The following is a 15975-nucleotide window of genomic DNA, read 5'->3' as shown; positions in this document are numbered from 1 at the left end:
AAGTGTAGCACCCCTACGGGGTAAGCTCCAGGAGGAAGGCCGAGAGGCTGGCCTTGTCCAGGAGGGCCACCAGGGCCCTCCGCCCCTTGGGGGCCAGGACCAGGGCCTTCTGGCCCAGGAGGACCACGGCCGGGCCCCGGCTTTGGCCCAGGGCCCTGTCCAGGTGGTCCAGGGCTTGCCGGAGGGCGAGGAGGGAGGCTTTGGGCAGGGGAAGGGGGTCTTCCAGGTAGCCCAGCACCTCTACCCCGGGCAGGCGCAGGGGGGCCAGGTCCTCCGGTGCCGTCTCCTGGTCGAAGACCCCCAGGAGGGCCTCCAGGTCTGCCCCCCGGATCTCCCGCAGCACGGCCCTGGCCGCCTCCTGTTCCCGCTCCAGCTCCTTCAGGAGGGCCTCGGCCTCCGCCAGGGCCTTCTCCAGCCGCAGAAGCCCCTTGGGCCCCAGCCGGGAAAGCCGCTCCCGCCCTGCCTGCAGCACCGGCAGGAGGGGCTTGAGGCGCCGGGCGGTCTCGCTTCCCAGGCCCTCCAGGCGGGCCTCGGTCTGGAAAAAGGCGGTGAGGCGCGTGAAGAGCTCCTCCCGCTTAGCCTCCAGCCGCCGCCTCAGGGCCTGCAGGGTCCGGGCGATGGGGGCGGGGTCGGGGAGGGGCTTGCCCTTCTCCTCCTCGATGGCCCGCAGCACCCCCTCCCCGCCGAAGCCCCGGAAGCGTTCCGCCAGCACCTGGAGCTCCGCGAGCTGCCGGAGGGCTCCCTGGCGGGCCTCCGCCTTGGCCTCCTCCAGGCGGGCCCTCAGGGCCCCCAGGTCGGGAAGCCGTCCCTCCCCCAGGAGGCCCCGGGCCTCGGCCACCGCCTCCCCCAGGCCCAGGGCCTCGGCCTCCGGGAGGAGGGCCTCCAGCTCCCCTTCCGCCTCCGCCAGCTTGGCCTTGAGGGCGGCCTCCTCCCCCTGGGCCTTTAGGAGCTCGGCGTAGCGGGCCCGGATCCGGGGAAGCCCCTCCGGGAGGGCTTCTTCCGCCAGGGCCCTGAGCTCCCCCAGAAGGGGGGAGAAGGCCTCCCCCCGCTCCGCAAGCTCCCGCAGGAGGGCCTCCTTCTCCTCCAGGAGGCGCTTTGCCTCCTGGGCCCTGCGCCTGGCCTCCGCCTCCAGCCGCCGGAGCTCCTCCTCCAGGGAGGAGAGGTCGGGGTAGCCCCCCTCGGCCAGGGTTTCCTCCGCCAGGCGCAGGACCCCCTCCAGGGGAGCCTTGGCCTCCTCGGGGAGGGGGAGGGTCCTCAGGGCCTCCCCCAGCTGGATGAGCCGCGCCCGCCTTTCCGCCCGCAGGTTCCCCTCCGCCTCCTTCAGGGCTTCCTCCAGGGCCCTAAGCCTGTCCCCCGCCGGGGTGCCTGCCTCCAGGAGGGCTTCCACCTCGGCCAGGAGGGGGCTCACCGTGGTCCGCTCCAGGAGGGGGGCGTGCCGGGCCAGGAGCTCCTCCAGCCTCCGCCTTTCCTCCGCCACCTCCAGGGCCTGGATGCGCTTGGTGGCCTCCTCGGGGAGGGCCTCGAGGTCCACCACCAGCTCCCCCTCCAGCTCCGAGGCCTCCTCCACGGTGAGGAAAACGTCGTTCGGGGCCTCCCGCGGCCCGGCCTCGGGGAGAGCCTCCCCGGTTTCAAAGAGGATCTCTGGCAGGGTGGGGGCCTGGACCGCACTGGACTCCAGGAGCTTCCGCAGCTCCAGGGCCAGCCCCCGGGCCCGCTCCACCTCCGCCTGGGCCAGGATCCCCTCGGCGTGGGCCCGGCGCACGGTGTCCAGGAGGCTTTCCAGCCGCCTGACCTTGGGCCCCCCCAGGTGGCGCACCCTCTCTAGGGCCTCCTCCAGGTGGGCCAGGTCCTGGGTCTGGCGCAGGAGGGCCTCCTCCAGCCTCTCCTCCAGGGCCTCCAGAAGCTCCCGGCCCTCCGCCAGGAGCCGGGGATCGGGGCCCTGGCGCAGCCGGTTCACCAGGGCCCGCAGCCGGCCCACCTCCGGCCAGTCCACGTAGAGCCCGAACCGCTTGAGCCCCTCCTCCAGGGCCTCCAGGCCGCCCCCCCCGCTCCCGAGGCGGGAGAGCACCCCCTCCACCACCCGCCGGGCCTCCTCGGGGGCGAGGCGGGCCTGGAGCTCCCGGAAGGCCAGGCCCTTGAGGAGGAGGGCCCCGTCCTCGGGGGTGAGCTCCGCGGGCCGCTTGCCCAGGCGCTTGAGTCCCTCCTCCAGCACCGCTTCCGCCCGAGCCCCCAGGTGGGGGCGGAGGGCCTCCAGGATCTCCCCGTAGACCTGCGGCATCCCCCCTAGCCTACACCCCCTTTTCCAGCCTTAGGGGCTCCCCGAAGTAGAGCTTCTGGTGGGGGTAGGGGATCTCGATCCCCTCGCGGTCCAGGCGGTTTTTGATGCGCCTCCTGAACTCCCGGGCCACGGCCCACTGCTGGGCGGGCTTGGTGTTGAAGAGGACGCGGATGACCACGGCGCTGCCCGCCAGCTCCTGCACCCCTAGGACCTGGGGGGGCTCGGTGAACTTGTCCTGCCACTCGGGGTCGCTGTAGAAGCGCTCCACCTCGTCCTGGAAGACGGGGAGGACCCGCTCCAGGTCCTCCTTGTAGGCCACCCCCACGTCCACCACCGCCCGGGCCCACTCCTGGGTCATCACCGTCACCTGGCGCACCTCGGAGTTGGGGATGAAGTGGACCCGGCCCTCCAGGTCCCGGAGCACGGTGAGGCGCAGGTTGAAGCGCTCCACCACCCCCCCCACGCCCCCGATCTGCACGATGTCCCCCACCCCGTACTGGTCCTCCAGGAGGATGAAGAAGCCGTTGATGAAGTCCCGGATCAGGTTCTGGGCGGCGAAGCTGATGGCCAGGCCCGCCACCCCCGCCCCCGCCAGGAGGGCGGTGACGTTCAGGCCCAGGTTGGAGAGGAAGAAAAGCCCCCCCACCACCAGGACCACCGCCCGCAGGAGGGACTCGGCGAAGCTCCGCAGGGTCCGGGCCCGGACCAGCTCCCGGGAGAGCTCCCCCTGGGGCTCGGGGAGCCGCTTGAGGACCAGGGGCACCAGGCGGAAGCCCAGCCAGGTGAGGCCCAGGACGAAAAGCCCCGCCACCCCCTTGGCCCCGAGCCAGGCCACCAGGGCCCCGCCCCAGGTGGCGAGGGGCTCGTAGGGAAGCCCAAGGGCGTGGGCGGTGAAGCTCAGGGCCCCGAGGAGGACCACCCCCCACCAGAGGAGGCCCAGGAGGCGGAAGAAACGGCCGTCCACCCCCTCGGGGGCCAGGGCCTTGAGGCTGCCCAGGAGGCGGCTGCCGTGGTAGCCGAGAAGCCCTGCCAGCAAGAAGGCCAGCGCGGTCTGCAGGATGGCGGCCAGCATGCTGCCGAGTATACCCCGTACCCCCTCGAGGGGGAAAAGGGGACCCGTCGGGGCGGGAAGCCCTTTGGGCGCCCCCCTGGGGGCGGGTATAAAATGGCCCCATGGACTTTCTCTGGGTTGTCCTGGCCCTCGGCCTCCTCGCCCTCCTCGTCCTCCCCTACAACGCCCTCATCGCCCGCAAGAACCAGGTGGAGAACGCTTTCGGGGCGGTGGAGGCCCAGCTCAAGAAGCGCCGCGACCTCATCCCGGGCCTGGTGGCGGCGGTCCAGGCCTACATGGCCCACGAAAGGGAGCTCCTGGAGCGCCTCACCCGCCTCCGGGAGGCCGCCGCCGGGGCGGCGACCCCGGAGGAGGAGTTCCGCCTGGAGGAGGAGGTCTCCCGCCTCCTCCGGGAGGTGCGCCTTAGGGCCGAGGCCTACCCCGACCTCAAGGCCAGCCAGAACTTCCTCCAGCTCCAGGCGGCCCTCGCCGAGGCCGAGGACGCCATCGCCGCCGCGAGGCGCTTCTACAACCAGGCGGTGACGGAGTACAACAACGCGGTGGAGCAGGTGCCCACCCTCCTCTACGCCCGCCTCATGGGCTTGGGCCGCAAGCCGGTCTTCACCCTGCCCGAGGAGGAGCGCCTGCCCCCCGATCTGGGCCGCCTCTTCCGGGGGTGAGGGCGGGTGGAGGTCCGCGGGGAAGAGGGTAAGGTCCTGGAAGCGGCCCTCCAGGCCCTCGCTCCCCGGGCGTCGGCCCTGGAGGCGGAGAGGCAGCGGGGCTTGCGCCGCTTCCTCCTCCTCCTGGGGGGGGCGGCCCTCTTCGGCCTCCTCCTCCTGGCCCTCGGGGGGGAGTCCCTCTGGCCCCTCTTTCCCGCCCTCCTCCTCCTGCTCCTGGCCCTGGGGGAGCCCTGGGGGTACGCCGCCCGCCTCAAGGGGGAGGCCGCCCGCCTCCTGGCGGAGGGGCTCGGCCTGCGCTACGAGGGGCGCGGGCTGCCCCTGGGGGAGGTTCTGGAGGCGGGCCTCCTCCCCGTGCCCGACCGCTACGCCTCGGAAGACCGCCTCCACGGCCAGGTGGGGGCCTTTGGGTTGGACTCCGCCGACGTCCACCTCCTGCGCCGGGAGGTGGTGCGCACCCGCGAGGGGACCCAGGTCCGCTACCGCACCCTCTTCCAGGGGGTCTTCCTGCGTTTGGACCTCCCCTTTCCCGCCCCGGCGGAGGTCCTGGTTCTGCCCCGGGGGGCAGCCTGGGCCCCTTCCGCCGGGCTGGAGGCCCTGCGCCTGGAAAGCCCGGAGTTTGGGCGCCGCTTTGCCGCCTTCGCCAGCGACCAGGTGGGGGGGCGGGTCTTCCTCACCCCGGCGGTGATGGAGGGGCTCCTGCGCTACCGGGAGCGGGTGGGGGTGGCCCCCCGCCTCCGCCTGCGGGAGAGGCGGCTCTACGCGGCCCTTTCCGGGGTGGACCGCTTTCCCCTAAGCCCCTGGGCCCTCTTCCGGCCCTTGGACCGGGAGGCCTGGCGGCGGAAGCTCCAGCGTTTCCTCCAGGACGTGGAGCTGGCCCTGGCGCTGGCGGAGGCCCTGCGCCTGGAGGAGCGGCGGCGCCGCCTGGGCCTCCCCGGGGAAGGGGGGGCTTCCGGGGTATAGTGGGGGCATGGCAGGCCGCGTTCCCGAGCCCACCTTTACCCTCGAGGGCTGGCACCTCCTCCACGACTTCCGCCACCTGGACTTCCCCGCCTGGCTTGCCGCCCCCAAGGGGGAGCGGGAGGCCGCCTGGGGAGAGCTGCGGGAGATCCTCGCCGAATGGGCCCGGGTGGAGGCCGAGGGGCGGGGCTCCTTCGGGGTCTTTCAGGTGATCACCCCCAAGGCCGACCTCCTCTTCCTGAACCTCCGGGAGGGGCTGGACGCCCTCCTGGAGGCGGAGGCGAGGCTCAACAAGAGCCTTTTCGCCCGCTACCTCCGGCCCGCCTACGGCTTCTACTCCGTGGTGGAGCTGGGGAGCCAGACCGGGCCTTTGGACCCCGAGGCCCCCTACGTGAAGCCCCGCCTCACCCCCCGGGTGCCCAAGGGGGGGTACGTGTGCTTCTACCCCATGAACAAGCGCCGCCTGGGGGGGGACAACTGGTACCTCCTCCCCGCCCGGGAGCGGGCGGAGCTCATGAAGGCCCACGGGGAGACGGGGAGGAAGTACCAGGGGAAGGTCCTGCAGGTGATCAGCGGGGCCCAGGGCCTGGACGACTGGGAGTGGGGGGTGGACCTCTTCAGCGAGGACCCCCTCCAGTTCAAGAGGATCGTCTACGAGATGCGCTTCGACGAGGTCTCCGCCCGCTTTGGCGAGTTCGGGCCCTTCTACGTGGGCAAGTACCTGGCGGAGGAGGACCTCTCCCGCCTCCTGGGGGTGGCGTGAGGCTTTGGGCCTTCAGCTTCCTGCGCCTCCTGCCGGAGTTCCGGCGCCTGGAGGCCGAGGCCCAGGAGCACCTGAAGGAGGAGTTCGCCCTCCTCTTGGGGCGCTGGGGGGCCCGGGAGGGCTTCCTGGCGGCCTACAGCCTGGTGGGGCTTTCCGCGGAGGCCGACCTCCTCCTCTGGCAGGGGGCGGAGGACCTCAGGGCCCTCCAGGCCTTCCGGCGGGAGGCCCACCGCACCCGGCTCATGGGCTACCTGGCGCCCCAGGCCTTCCACCTGGACCGGGGGGAGGGGGAGCCCGGGGAGGGGTTTTTGGCCCTCTTCCCCCACGGGCTGGAGGCCGCCTTGCCCGCGGGGGTGCGGGCCTTCCGCGGGGAGAGCCTCCTGGCGGTGGAGGGCTCCTGGGAGGCCCTCTTCCCCCTGGTCCTGCGGGAAGGGGGCTACCTGGGGGCGAGGCGGCCTCCCCGGGAGGCCTTGGACGACCTCTGACCCTCCGCAAAACCCCGCGCTCCCTTCCCCTGGCCTCGGCTCCCCCCCTGCCTCCAGGACCCCTCAGCCCCCCGCTCTAACACACCCCTAACGGCCCTGGCCTAGCCTAGGGGCAGGATGCGCGCCCTCTGGCTTCTCCTCCTCCTGGCCCCGGGCTGGGCCCAGGGGGTGGACCTCAAGTCCCTGGTGCGGGAAAGCCCCTCCTACCAGGGCCTCCTCCTGCAGGAGGCCCAGGCCCGCTTGGCCCTGGAAGGGGCCCGGGCCGCCCTCCTCCCCACCCTGGCCCCCCAGGGGAGCTACGCCCGCACCCCTGCGGGGCAGGAGAGCCTGGCCCTGGGGCTCGGGGGAGGCGTGGTCCTCCTCCCCTGGGGCCCGGCCCAAGACGGCCTCAGGGCGGCGGAAAGGGCCTACCAGAGGGCCCTTCTGGACCTAAAAGCCCAGGGGAACGCCCTCTTCCAGACCGCCCTCGCCCAGTACCTGGAGGTCCACCTGGCGGGCCTGGACCGGGAGCTCGCCCAAAGGCGCCTGGCCCTCCGCGAGGCCCAGCTCCGGGCCCTCCGGGCCCAGCACGCGGAGGGGCAGGCCACCTTCCTGGCCCTGCTGGAGGCGGAGGCCGCCTGGGCCCAGGCCCAGGCGGAGGCCCTCCAAGCGGAGCTGGCCCTGAGCCTGGCCCAGGCCCGCCTCGAGGCCACCCTGGGGCGGCAGGTGGCCGTCCTTCCCCTGCCCCTGCCCCGGGGCCTTCCCAGCCTGGAGGAGGCCCTGGCCGCGGGGGCGGGGCGGCCCGACGTGGGCAGGGCCCGCCTGGCCCTGGAGGAGGCGGAGGCCCTCCTCCACCAGGCCCGGCGGGACCGGGTCCAGCCCCAGGTGAGCCTCAGCCTGAGCGGGACCGGGGGCGGGGCCAGCCTGGCCCTCAGCCTCAACCTGGCCGCGGGCACCCTGGGCTACGCCGTCCAGTACCAGCCCCTGGGGGCCCCCCGGGAGGGGGTGGCCTTCCAGGCCCAGGCCAGCCTCCCCCTCCTGAGCCCTGCGCAGGACCGGGAGGTGGCTGCCCGGGAGAGGGTCCGGGATGGGGCCCGGCTGGCCCTGGAGGCCGCCTTGCAGGCCGCGGCCCTGGACCTGCGGGCGCGGCACCAGGCCCTCCTCCTGGCCCAGGCCCAGGTGGGGGTGGCGGAAAGGGGCCTGGCGGCGGCGGAGCATTCCCTGGAGGTGGCCAAAAGGCGCCTGGAGGCGGGCACGGGCACCGCCCTGGAGGTTCTCCAGGCGGAGGTGGGCCTGCTCCAGGCCCGGCGCACCCTGGAGGGGGCCCGGGCCCTTTTCCTCCAGGCCTACTACGCCCTCCTGGAGGCCATGGGGGAGCCCCTTTTGGGAGGTGAGCTATGAAGCGTCTGGCAATCCCTCTGCTCCTGGGCCTTCCCGCCCTGGCCCAGCCCGCCCTGGACTTCCCGGGGGCCTGGGAGGTGGCCCTGGGGCAGAACCCCGGCTACCGGAACGCCCTGATCTCCCGGGAAAGCGCCGCGGCGGAGCTCAGGGCCCTGGAGGCCGACCCCGGCACCCTGGTCCTCCCCCTTACCCAGGCCCGGCAGGCCCTGGCCCTGGCGGAGGTGGCCGTGGCCCAGCGGCGCCTTTCCCTCCTGCAGGAGGTGCTCGCTGCCTACGCCGCCCTCTTGGAGGCCCAGGAGCGGGAGGGGGTGTTGCGGGCGCAAAGGGCCCTGGCGGAGCGGAACCTGGCGGTGGTGCGGGCCAGGAAGGAGGTGGGCAACGCCACCGAGCTGGACCTGGTCCGGGCGGAGGCCGAGCTGCGGGCGGTGGCCCTGGCCCTGGAGGGGCTTGCCGCCCAGCGCCTGGCCCTCAAGCGGACCCTGGAGGCGGCCCTGGGGGCAGGCCTCCCTCCCGGGGTCCGCCTGGCCCCCCTGCCGGAGCCCGGCCCCCCGGGCCTTTCCCTGGAGGAGCTGGCCCTGGGCCTGGAGGAGCGGCTTCCCGCCCTGGTGGAGGCCCGGCAGGCGGTGGCGCTGGCCGAGCTCCAGGTGCGCCTGGCGGACAACGACTACACCCCCCGCCTGGCCCTGGAGCGGGCCCGGGCGGGGCTGGAGGCCGCCCGGGGGAGCTGGGCCAACCTCCGGGCCCAGGCCCTCTCCGGCCTGGAGGCCGCCCACGCCCAGGCCCAGGCGGCCTGGAACGGGGTGCAGACCGCCCGGGAGGGCCTGGCCAACCAGGAGCGGGCCCTGGCGGTGGCCCGGTCCGCCTTCGCCGCGGGCACGGTGAGCCGGCTGGAGCTGGAGCGGGAGGAGGTGGCCCTCCTCCAGGCCCGGCAGGCCCTCCTGGAGGCCCACAACGCCTACTGGCGGGCCCTGGCCGCCCTGGGGGTGGCCGCAGGGCGGGACCTCACGGGCTTCCTGGAGGTGGGGCGGTGAGGCGCGGGTGGGTCCTGCTGGGGGCGCTCCTCCTCGCGGGGGCCTTTTGGGCCTTCCGCCCCCGGCCGGAGCCCCCTCGGGAGGAGCCCCCCCAGGTGGTGCGGGCGGTCCGGGGGGAGGTGCGGGCCACCGTCCTGGCCTCGGGGACCCTCGAGGCCTGGCGGGTGCAGGAGGTGTACCCTGCGGTCTCCGGCACCCTGGCCTGGATCGCCGCGGAGGGGCAGGGGGTGGCGGCGGGGGAGCCCCTGGCGCGGCTGGATCCCGAGCCCTTCCGGCGTCGGGTGGCGGAGGCCGAGGCCGCCTGGGCCCGGGCGGAGGCCTCCTTGGCCCTGGCCCGGGTTCAGGGGGAGGGGGGCCTGGCCTCCCTGAGGGCCGCCCTCCGCGGGGCGGAGCTCGCCCGGGCGGAAGCGGAGGAGGCCCTGGAGGCCGCCCGGAGGCACCTGGAGGGGGCCCGCACCGTCTACGCGGCAGGGGGGCTGAGCCGCCAGGCCCTCCTGGAGGCGGAGGAGGCCCACCGCCGGGCGGAGCGGGCCCTTCTCCGGGCCGAGGAGGACCTCCGGGCCCAGCGGGAGGCCCTGGCCCAGCGGGAGGCCCAGTTGCGGGAGGAGCTCCGGGGCCAGGAGGCGGCCTTGGCCCAGGCCCGCCTGGCCCTGGAGGAAGCCCGGGCGGCCCTGGAGGCCGCCACCCTGCGGGCCCCCTTCCCGGGCACCGTCTTGCGGGTGGCGGCCAGCCCCGGGGCCCAGGTGGGCCCCGGCACCCCTCTCCTGGCCCTGGGGGAGGGGGAGGCCTTCCGGCTGGTCCTGGAGGTGGACGAGACCGAGGTGGCCCGGGTGCGCCCCGGCCAGCGGGTCCGGGCCACCTTCGAAGCCTTTCCCGGCCAGGCCTTTCTGGGGGAGGTGGCGGCGGTGAGCCCCCGGGGGGAGCTGGTGAGCAACATCCCCGTCTTCCGGGTGAGCGTCCGCCTGCCCCCCGACCCCCGCCTGCGCCCGGGGATGACGGGGGACGGGGAGATCGTGGTGGAGGAGGCCCGGGATGTCCTCGTCCTGCCCCGGCGGGCGGTGGAGCGGGCCCGCGGCCAGGCCTTCGTCACCGTCCTGCGGCCCGACGGTTCCACCGAGCGGGTCCCGGTCCGCCTGGGCCTGGAGGGCCCCACCCAGGTGGCGGTGCTGGAGGGGCTTGCCGAGGGGGACCAGGTCCTCCTCCCCCAGCGCCCCGCCGGCTCCCGTCCCGCCGGGTCCGGCGGGGGGGTCCGCCTCCCCCTCCCGGGGGTGGGGAGGTAGCCGTGCTCCTGGAGCTCAAGGGGGTGAAGAAGGTCTACCGCAACGGCGAGGCGGCCTTCCCCGCCCTCAAGGGGGTGGACCTGCGGGTGGCGGAGGGGGAGATGCTCGCGGTCATGGGGCCTTCGGGCAGCGGCAAGAGCACCCTGCTGCAGATCCTGGGCCTCCTGGACCGGCCCACGGAGGGGGAGTACCTCCTCCTGGGGCGGCCCACCGCCGGGCTTTCCGAGGAGGAGCGGGCCTACCTGCGCAACCGCTTCATCGGCTTCGTCTTCCAGGCCTTCTTCCTCCTGCCCCGGCTCACCGCGGTGGAGAACGTGGAGGTCCCCTTGGCCTACGCCGGGGTGCCCCCGAGGGAGCGCAGGCGGCGGGCCCTGGCCCTCCTGGAGCGGGTGGGCCTCCTGGAGAGGGCGGGAAGCCTCCCCAACCAGCTCTCCGGGGGGCAGCGCCAGCGGGTGGCCATCGCCCGGGCCCGGGCCCTGAGGCCGCCCCTCCTCCTCGCCGACGAGCCCACCGGGGCCCTGGACACCAGGACGGGGGAGGAGATCCTGGACCTCTTCGGGGAGCTCAACCGGGAGGGGACCACGGTGATCGTGGTCACCCACGAGGCCGGGGTGGCGGAGAGGACCCGCCGCATCGTGCGGGTGCGGGACGGGGCCATCGTGGCCGACGAGGGGAGGGGGTAGGGATGGGGCCCTCCAGGGTGGGGCTTGCCTTCCCCGAGGTGGTGCGCATCGCCCTCCGGGCCATCGCCGCCAACCCCCTGCGCTCCGCCCTCACCGCCTTGGGGGTGGTTATCGGGGTGGCGGCGGTGGTGGCCCTCACCATGGTGGGCCAGGGGACCACCCGGCAGGTGGTGGGCCTCCTGGAGGGGCTGGGCACCAACCTCCTCACCGTGGGCCCGGCCCAGGGCCCCCGGGGCTCCACCGGGGGCCTGGTGCGGGGGGGAGGCCCGGCCAACCTCCCCCTGGCCGACGCCTGGGCCATCCTGGAGGCCTTCCCCGAGGAGGTGGTGGGGGTGGCCCCCACGGTGCAGGCCAGCTTCCAGGTCCGCCAGGGGGCCCTGAACCAGCGGGTTACGGTGGTGGGCACCTGGCCCGACTTCGCCCGGGTGCGCAACGCCAGCCCCGAGCGGGGGGCCTTCTTCACCTGGGAGGACCTGGAGGGGCGGGGGCGGGTGGCGGTCCTGGGGGCTACCCTGGCCCAGGAGCTCTTCGCCGAGGAGGACCCCCTGGGCCAGCGCCTGCGCATCCAGGGGGTGCCCTTCACCGTGATCGGGGTCCTCCCCGAGGTCCAGGGCCCGGGGAACCCCAACCGCCAGGTCCTGGTCCCCCTCTCCACCTACTTCCAGCGCCTGGCCCGGCCGGAGCCGGGGGAGCCCCGGGTGAACGCCATCTACCTCCAGGGGGCGGACCGCCAGGGCCTCAGGGACCTCCAGGCCCGCCTCGAGGCCCTGCTGGCCGAGCGGCGGGGCCTGGCCGACCCCGAGGCTTACGATTTCTACGTGGTCAGCCAGCAGGAGGTCCTGGAGAGCGTCAACCAGACCACCCTCCTCCTCACCCTTTTCCTCGGGGGGGTGGCGGCCATCAGCCTCCTGGTGGGGGGGATCGGCATCATGAACATCATGCTGGTCTCCGTCACCGAGCGGACCCGGGAGATCGGGGTGCGCAAGGCCCTGGGGGCCAGGCCCAGGGACGTCCTGGCCCAGTTCCTGGCGGAGTCCGTGGTCCTCTCCGTGGGGGGTGCGGTCCTGGGGGTGGGCCTGGGCCTCCTCATGGCCCGCCTGGTGGGCCAGGCCATCGGGGTGGTCCCCGTCTTCTCCCCCTTGAGCGTGGCCGTGGCCTTCCTCTTCGCGGTCCTCGTGGGGGTCTTCTTCGGCCTCTACCCCGCCTGGCGGGCGGCGCGGCTGGACCCGGTGGAGGCCCTGCGCTACGAGTAGCCCTACCGGAGCCGCTTCAGGGCCTCCTTGATGAGCTCCTGGGCCTTGGCCCCCGGGTTTTTGGCCAGCAGGTCCAGCACCACCCCCCGGGCCTGGCCCTCCTTGAAGCCCAGGGCGGCCAGGGCCAGGATGGCCTCCTCCGCCGCCTGGCTTTCCACCTTTTGCCCGGTGAGGAGGTGGGGGGGCACCTTGCCCTTGAGCTCCAGGGCGATGCGCTCGGCAAGCCGCTTTCCCACGCCGCTCGCCGCGGTGAGGAGCCTCAGGTCCCCTTCCGCCAGGGCCCGGGCCAGGAGCCTGGGCCCCAGGGCGGAGAGGAGGGCGAGGGCCGCCTTGGGCCCCACCCCGCTCACGGAGAGGAGGAGCTCAAAGAGGAGGAGGCTCTCCTCGTCGGGGAAGCCGTAGAGGAGGGGCCCCTCCTCCCGGAGCTGAAGGTGGGTGTAGGCCTCGGCCTCCTGCCCCTCGCGAAGCCCTTGCAGGAAGGGCTGGGGGGCCTGGAGGAGGAAGCCCACCCCCCCCACCAGGAGGAGGAAGCGGTCCTCCCCCTTGCGCACCACGGTGCCCCTGAGGTAGCGGATCATCGGCCCTGGAACCGGGGGGGGCGTTTTTCCCGGAAGGCCCTTACCCCCTCCTCGTGGTCCAGGGTGCGGCCCGCCTCCCCCTGGAGGATGGCCTCGAGGGCAAGGGCCTCCGTGAGGGAAAGCCGGTAGGTCTCCAGGAGGAGCTTCCGGGTGAGGGCGTAGGCCCGGGTGGGCCCCTGGGCCAGCTCCCGGGCCACCGCCAGGGCCTCCTCCAGAAGCCTTTCCCCCGGCACCACCCGGTGCACCAGGCCCAGGGAGAGGGCCTCCTTGGCGGAGAGCCTGGGGGAGAGGAGGAGGAGCTCCTGGGCCTTGGCCAGGCCCACGAGGCGCGGGAGGAGGAAGCTCATCCCCGAGTCCGGCACCAGGCCGATGCGGGTGAAGGCGGTGGCGAAGCTGGCCTCCTCCGCCGCCAGCCGGTAATCCCCCCAAAGGGCCAGGCTCATCCCCGCCCCCGCCGCTGCCCCGTTCACCGCCACCACCAGGGGCTTCTCCAGGCCGGCCATGGCCTCCACCACCCGGTTGTAGCGGCGCAGGTGGGCCTCGTAGTCGGGCTTTTGCTCCCCAAACTCCGCGAGGTCCTGCCCCGCACAAAAGGCCCGCCCCGCCCCGGTGAGGAGGAGGGCCCGCACCTCCGGGTCCCCGTTCGCCTCCTTTAGGGCGGCGTGGAGCTCGTCCAGGAGCGCTCCCGTGAGGGCGTTGAGCCGTTCCGGCCGGTTCAGGGTGAGGTGGAGGATGCCTTCCCGTCTTTCCTTCAGCACCATGGCCCCATTGTAAGGGCCCGGAGCACCTACACCGCTTTTGGTGTAGCGTAGATGGAGGGGCATGCGCCCCTTTCCTGAGGTTGAGGAGGCGGGAATGGAGCTCACCCTGGAGAGCCAAGGCTACCTGGAGGCCCTCTACCGGGCCTACCTGGAGGATCCCTTCGCCCTGCCCGAGGAGTGGCGGCGCTACTTCTCCGCCCTGGCGCTGGAGGACGGCCGACGAGAGCCCCCTCCGGTGGCCCCCGCGGAGGCCCTGGACCTGGGCTTCCTCCTCAAGGTGGAGCGCCTGGTCCAGGCCTACCGGGAGCTCGGGCACCTGGCGGCCCGCATCGACCCCCTGGGGCGGGAGCGGCCCAGGCCCAAAGCGCTCACCCTCGAGGCCCACGGCCTTAGCCCCAAGGACCGGGAAAGGCCCCTGCCCCCCCTCTTCGGGGCCCCCACCCTGGGGGCGCTTCTGGAAGTCCTGGAGCGGACCTACCTGGGGCCGGTGGGCTTCGAGGTGGCCCACGTGGAGCCCGAGGAGCGGGCCTGGCTCCTTTCCCGCATCGAGGCCCCTTGGGAACGCCCCCCCAAGGAGGTGCGCCGCCGCATGCTGGAGCGGCTCATGCAGGCGAGCCTCTTTGAAGGCTTCCTGCAGCGGAAGTACCTGGGGGCCAAGACCTTCAGCGTGGAGGGCCTGGAAAGCCTCATCCCCCTTCTCCTTTCCGCGGTGGAGGAGGCCGCCCGGCTGGGGGTGCGGGAGGTGGTGATCGGCATGGCCCACCGGGGGCGGCTCAACGTCCTGGCCAACGTGGTGGGCAAGCCCTTCGAGCGCATCTTCCTGGAGTTCGAGGAGATCTTCCCCGAGGGCTACGCCGGGGACGTGAAGTACCACCTGGGCTTCTCCAACGACCTCGCCACCCCCTATGGGCCGGTGCACGTCTCTCTCAACTTCAACCCCAGCCACCTGGAGTTCGTGAACCCCGTGGCCCTGGGGAGGCTTCGGGCCAAGCAGGACCGCTTCGGCGACCGGGAGCGGAAGAGGGGCCTGGCCCTCCTGGTCCACGGGGATGCGGCCTTCATCGGGGAGGGGATCGTCCAGGAGACCCTGAACCTCTCCCGGCTCCCCGGTTACCGGGTGGGGGGCACCCTCCACGTGGTGGCCAACAACCAGCTGGGCTTCACCACCAACCCCGAGGAGTACACCTCCTGCCGCTACCCCACGGACATCGCCAAGATGCTGGGGGCCCCCGTCTTCCACGCGAACGCCGAGGCGGTGGACGAGCTCCTCTTCGTCCTGCGCCTGGCCCTGGAGTACAGGAGCCGCTACGGCAAGGACGCGGTCATCGACCTGGTGGGCTACCGCCGCCGGGGGCACAACGAGACGGACGAGCCTACCTTCACCCAGGCCCCCATGTACGCCCTCATCGCCAGGCGCCCCGAGCCCTGGAAGGTCTACGCCGAGAGGCTTCTAAGGGAGGGCGTGGTGGGGGAGGAGGAGCTCAAGGCCTGGCAGGAGGCCTACCTGGAGCGCCTGGAGAGCGCCTTTGCCCAGGTGAAGGCCGAGCCCGGGCCCGTGGTGCCCCACGGCCTTTCCGGCCTCTGGCGGGGGTACGTGGGGGGGCCGGACCACCTGGTTCCCGAGGCGGACACCGCGGTGCCCAAGGAGGTCTTGAAGGGCCTCTTGCAGCGCCTGGCCAGCGTCCCCGAGGGCTTCGGGGTGCACCCCAAGCTCAAGCGCTTCCTGGAAGCCCGCCTGGAGATGGCCGAGGAAAGGCGCCCCCTGGACTGGGCGGCGGCGGAGGCCCTGGCCTTCGCCTCCCTGGCGGCGGAGGGGCACCGGGTGCGCCTCACGGGGCAGGACGCCCTCAGGGGCACCTTCACCCAGCGCCACGCCGCCCTCTACGATTACCAGACGGGCAGGCCCTACATCCCCCTGCAGCACCTGGCCGAGGGGCAGGCGGAGGTGGAGATCCATAACTCCCCCCTCTCCGAGGCCGGGGTGCTGGGCTTCGAGTACGGGTACAGCCTGGACTACCCCGAGGGCCTCGTCCTCTGGGAGGCCCAGTTCGGGGACTTCGTCAACGTGGCCCAGGTCTACATCGACCAGTTCCTGGCCAGCGCCGAGGCCAAGTGGAACCGGCTTTCCGGCCTGGTCCTCCTCCTGCCCCACGGCCTCGAGGGCCAGGGCCCCGAGCACTCCTCCGCCCGCCTGGAGCGCTTCCTGCAACTGGGGGCCCAGGATAACCTCCAGGTGGCCTACCCCACCACCCCCGCCCAGCTCTTCCACCTCCTGCGCCGCCAGGTGAAGCGCCCCCTGCGCAAGCCCCTGGTGGTCATGACCCCCAAAAGCCTCCTCCGCCACCCCGAGGTGGTTTCCTCCTTGGAGGAGCTCGCCCAAGGGGGCTTCCAGAAGGTGATCCCGGAAAGGGTCAAGGGGGCCAGGAAGGTCCTCCTCACCTCGGGCAAGGTCTACTACGACCTCCTGCAGAAGCGCCGGGAGCTGGGGGCGGAGGACGTGGCCATCCTAAGGCTGGAACTCCTCTACCCCTTCCCCGAGGCCGAGCTTAAGGAGGCCCTGGGCTTCTACCCCAAGAAGACCCCGGTGGTCTACGTCCAGGAGGAGCCGGTGAACCAGGGGGCCTGGTGGTACCTCTCCGCCCGCTTCAACGTAGCTTCGCTGACCTGCGGGGAGATCTACGGCCACCCCTTCGGCGTGGTGGCCCGCCCCGAGTCCCCGAGCCCCGCGGTGGGCTCCTCCAAGGTGCACAAGCTGGAACAGGAAAGGCTTTTGGAAGAGGCCTTCCGGTGAGGAG

14 protein-coding genes are annotated in these 15975 nt (G+C 73.5%); 10 read left to right on the top strand and 4 right to left on the bottom strand.

The window, feature by feature from the left end:
• Positions 1-13 precede the first annotated feature (13 nt).
• Together ETP66_RS11915 and ETP66_RS05190 are read right to left on the bottom strand one after the other, a co-directional pair.
• Entirely contained in the window at positions 14-2278 is a 2265-nt protein-coding gene (locus tag ETP66_RS11915) for a hypothetical protein (RefSeq protein WP_161569066.1), read from the bottom strand.
• 10 nt (positions 2279-2288) lie between these two features.
• Positions 2289-3350 carry a mechanosensitive ion channel family protein gene (locus ETP66_RS05190; protein WP_130841273.1) on the bottom strand — a complete coding sequence of 354 codons (1062 nt, stop codon included), beginning with the start codon at positions 3348-3350 and terminating at the stop codon, positions 2289-2291.
• Positions 3351-3451: 101 nt separating this feature from the next.
• Here ETP66_RS05190 and ETP66_RS05185 point away from each other — a divergent pair, with 101 nt between their 5' ends.
• From ETP66_RS05185 to ETP66_RS05145, 9 genes are all read left to right on the top strand, one after another.
• Positions 3452-4009 carry a LemA family protein gene (locus ETP66_RS05185; RefSeq protein ID WP_130841272.1) on the top strand — a complete coding sequence of 186 codons (558 nt, stop codon included), beginning with the start codon at positions 3452-3454 and terminating at the stop codon, positions 4007-4009.
• Between the two features lie 6 nt (positions 4010-4015).
• Positions 4016-4969, top strand: coding sequence for a DUF3137 domain-containing protein (locus ETP66_RS05180; RefSeq protein ID WP_130841270.1), 954 nt, complete (start codon positions 4016-4018; stop codon positions 4967-4969).
• 7 nt (positions 4970-4976) lie between these two features.
• Positions 4977-5729: a hydrogen peroxide-dependent heme synthase gene (hemQ, locus tag ETP66_RS05175; RefSeq protein WP_130841268.1), complete on the top strand. Its 753-nt coding sequence runs from the start codon at positions 4977-4979 to the stop codon at positions 5727-5729.
• The gene (locus tag ETP66_RS05170; protein WP_130841266.1) at positions 5726-6214 is read left to right on the top strand and encodes a chlorite dismutase family protein; all 489 of its coding nucleotides are present in this window, start codon (positions 5726-5728) and stop codon (positions 6212-6214) included. The genes hemQ and ETP66_RS05170 overlap by 4 nt, the downstream gene beginning before the upstream one ends.
• Before the next feature lie 117 nt (positions 6215-6331).
• Positions 6332-7594, top strand: coding sequence for a TolC family protein (locus tag ETP66_RS05165; protein ID WP_130841264.1), 1263 nt, complete (start codon positions 6332-6334; stop codon positions 7592-7594).
• On the top strand, positions 7591-8625 hold the full coding sequence (locus ETP66_RS05160) for a TolC family protein (RefSeq protein ID WP_130841263.1): 1035 nt from the start codon (positions 7591-7593) through the stop codon (positions 8623-8625). Before ETP66_RS05165 ends, ETP66_RS05160 begins: the two co-directional genes overlap by 4 nt.
• On the top strand, positions 8622-9905 hold the full coding sequence (locus tag ETP66_RS05155; RefSeq protein ID WP_130841261.1) for an efflux RND transporter periplasmic adaptor subunit: 1284 nt from the start codon (positions 8622-8624) through the stop codon (positions 9903-9905). The genes ETP66_RS05160 and ETP66_RS05155 overlap by 4 nt, the downstream gene beginning before the upstream one ends.
• A 2-nt stretch (positions 9906-9907) precedes the next feature.
• Entirely contained in the window at positions 9908-10588 is a 681-nt protein-coding gene (locus tag ETP66_RS05150; RefSeq protein ID WP_130841259.1) for an ABC transporter ATP-binding protein, read from the top strand.
• A 2-nt stretch (positions 10589-10590) separates the two neighbouring features.
• Positions 10591-11841 carry an ABC transporter permease gene (locus ETP66_RS05145; RefSeq protein ID WP_130841257.1) on the top strand — a complete coding sequence of 417 codons (1251 nt, stop codon included), beginning with the start codon at positions 10591-10593 and terminating at the stop codon, positions 11839-11841.
• A 2-nt stretch (positions 11842-11843) separates the two neighbouring features.
• Here the strand turns inward: ETP66_RS05145 and ruvA are convergent, their stop codons facing one another.
• Entirely contained in the window at positions 11844-12419 is a 576-nt protein-coding gene (gene ruvA, locus ETP66_RS05140; protein ID WP_130841255.1) for a Holliday junction branch migration protein RuvA, read from the bottom strand.
• A complete protein-coding gene (locus ETP66_RS05135) occupies positions 12416-13180 on the bottom strand; it encodes an enoyl-CoA hydratase/isomerase family protein (protein ID WP_130841253.1) in 765 nt (254 codons plus the stop codon). The genes ruvA and ETP66_RS05135 overlap by 4 nt, the downstream gene beginning before the upstream one ends.
• A gap of 94 nt (positions 13181-13274) precedes the next feature.
• Here ETP66_RS05135 and ETP66_RS05130 point away from each other — a divergent pair, with 94 nt between their 5' ends.
• On the top strand, positions 13275-15971 hold the full coding sequence (locus tag ETP66_RS05130) for a 2-oxoglutarate dehydrogenase E1 component (RefSeq protein ID WP_130841473.1): 2697 nt from the start codon (positions 13275-13277) through the stop codon (positions 15969-15971).
• Positions 15972-15975 lie beyond the last annotated feature (4 nt).

The organism is Thermus thermamylovorans (assembly GCF_004307015.1).
GTDB lineage: Bacteria > Deinococcota > Deinococci > Deinococcales > Thermaceae > Thermus > Thermus thermamylovorans.
Note: the sequence above shows the minus strand (reverse complement) of the source record. Positions and strands in the feature narration are given on the sequence as shown.

Excerpts from the sequence above, each read along its gene's own strand:
- ETP66_RS05135 (WP_130841253.1), bottom strand. The coding sequence starts at position 13,180 with ATGGTGCTGAAGGAAAGACGGGAAGGCATCCTCCACCTCACCCTGAAC.
- ETP66_RS05165 (WP_130841264.1), top strand. The coding sequence starts at position 6,332 with ATGCGCGCCCTCTGGCTTCTCCTCCTCCTGGCCCCGGGCTGGGCCCAG.
- ETP66_RS05185 (WP_130841272.1), top strand. The coding sequence starts at position 3,452 with ATGGACTTTCTCTGGGTTGTCCTGGCCCTCGGCCTCCTCGCCCTCCTC.
- ETP66_RS05160 (WP_130841263.1), top strand. The coding sequence starts at position 7,591 with ATGAAGCGTCTGGCAATCCCTCTGCTCCTGGGCCTTCCCGCCCTGGCC.
- ETP66_RS05145 (WP_130841257.1), top strand. The coding sequence starts at position 10,591 with ATGGGGCCCTCCAGGGTGGGGCTTGCCTTCCCCGAGGTGGTGCGCATC.
- hemQ (WP_130841268.1), top strand. The coding sequence starts at position 4,977 with ATGGCAGGCCGCGTTCCCGAGCCCACCTTTACCCTCGAGGGCTGGCAC.
- ETP66_RS11915 (WP_161569066.1), bottom strand. The coding sequence starts at position 2,278 with ATGCCGCAGGTCTACGGGGAGATCCTGGAGGCCCTCCGCCCCCACCTG.
- ruvA (WP_130841255.1), bottom strand. The coding sequence starts at position 12,419 with ATGATCCGCTACCTCAGGGGCACCGTGGTGCGCAAGGGGGAGGACCGC.
- ETP66_RS05130 (WP_130841473.1), top strand. The coding sequence starts at position 13,275 with ATGGAGCTCACCCTGGAGAGCCAAGGCTACCTGGAGGCCCTCTACCGG.
- ETP66_RS05190 (WP_130841273.1), bottom strand. The coding sequence starts at position 3,350 with ATGCTGGCCGCCATCCTGCAGACCGCGCTGGCCTTCTTGCTGGCAGGG.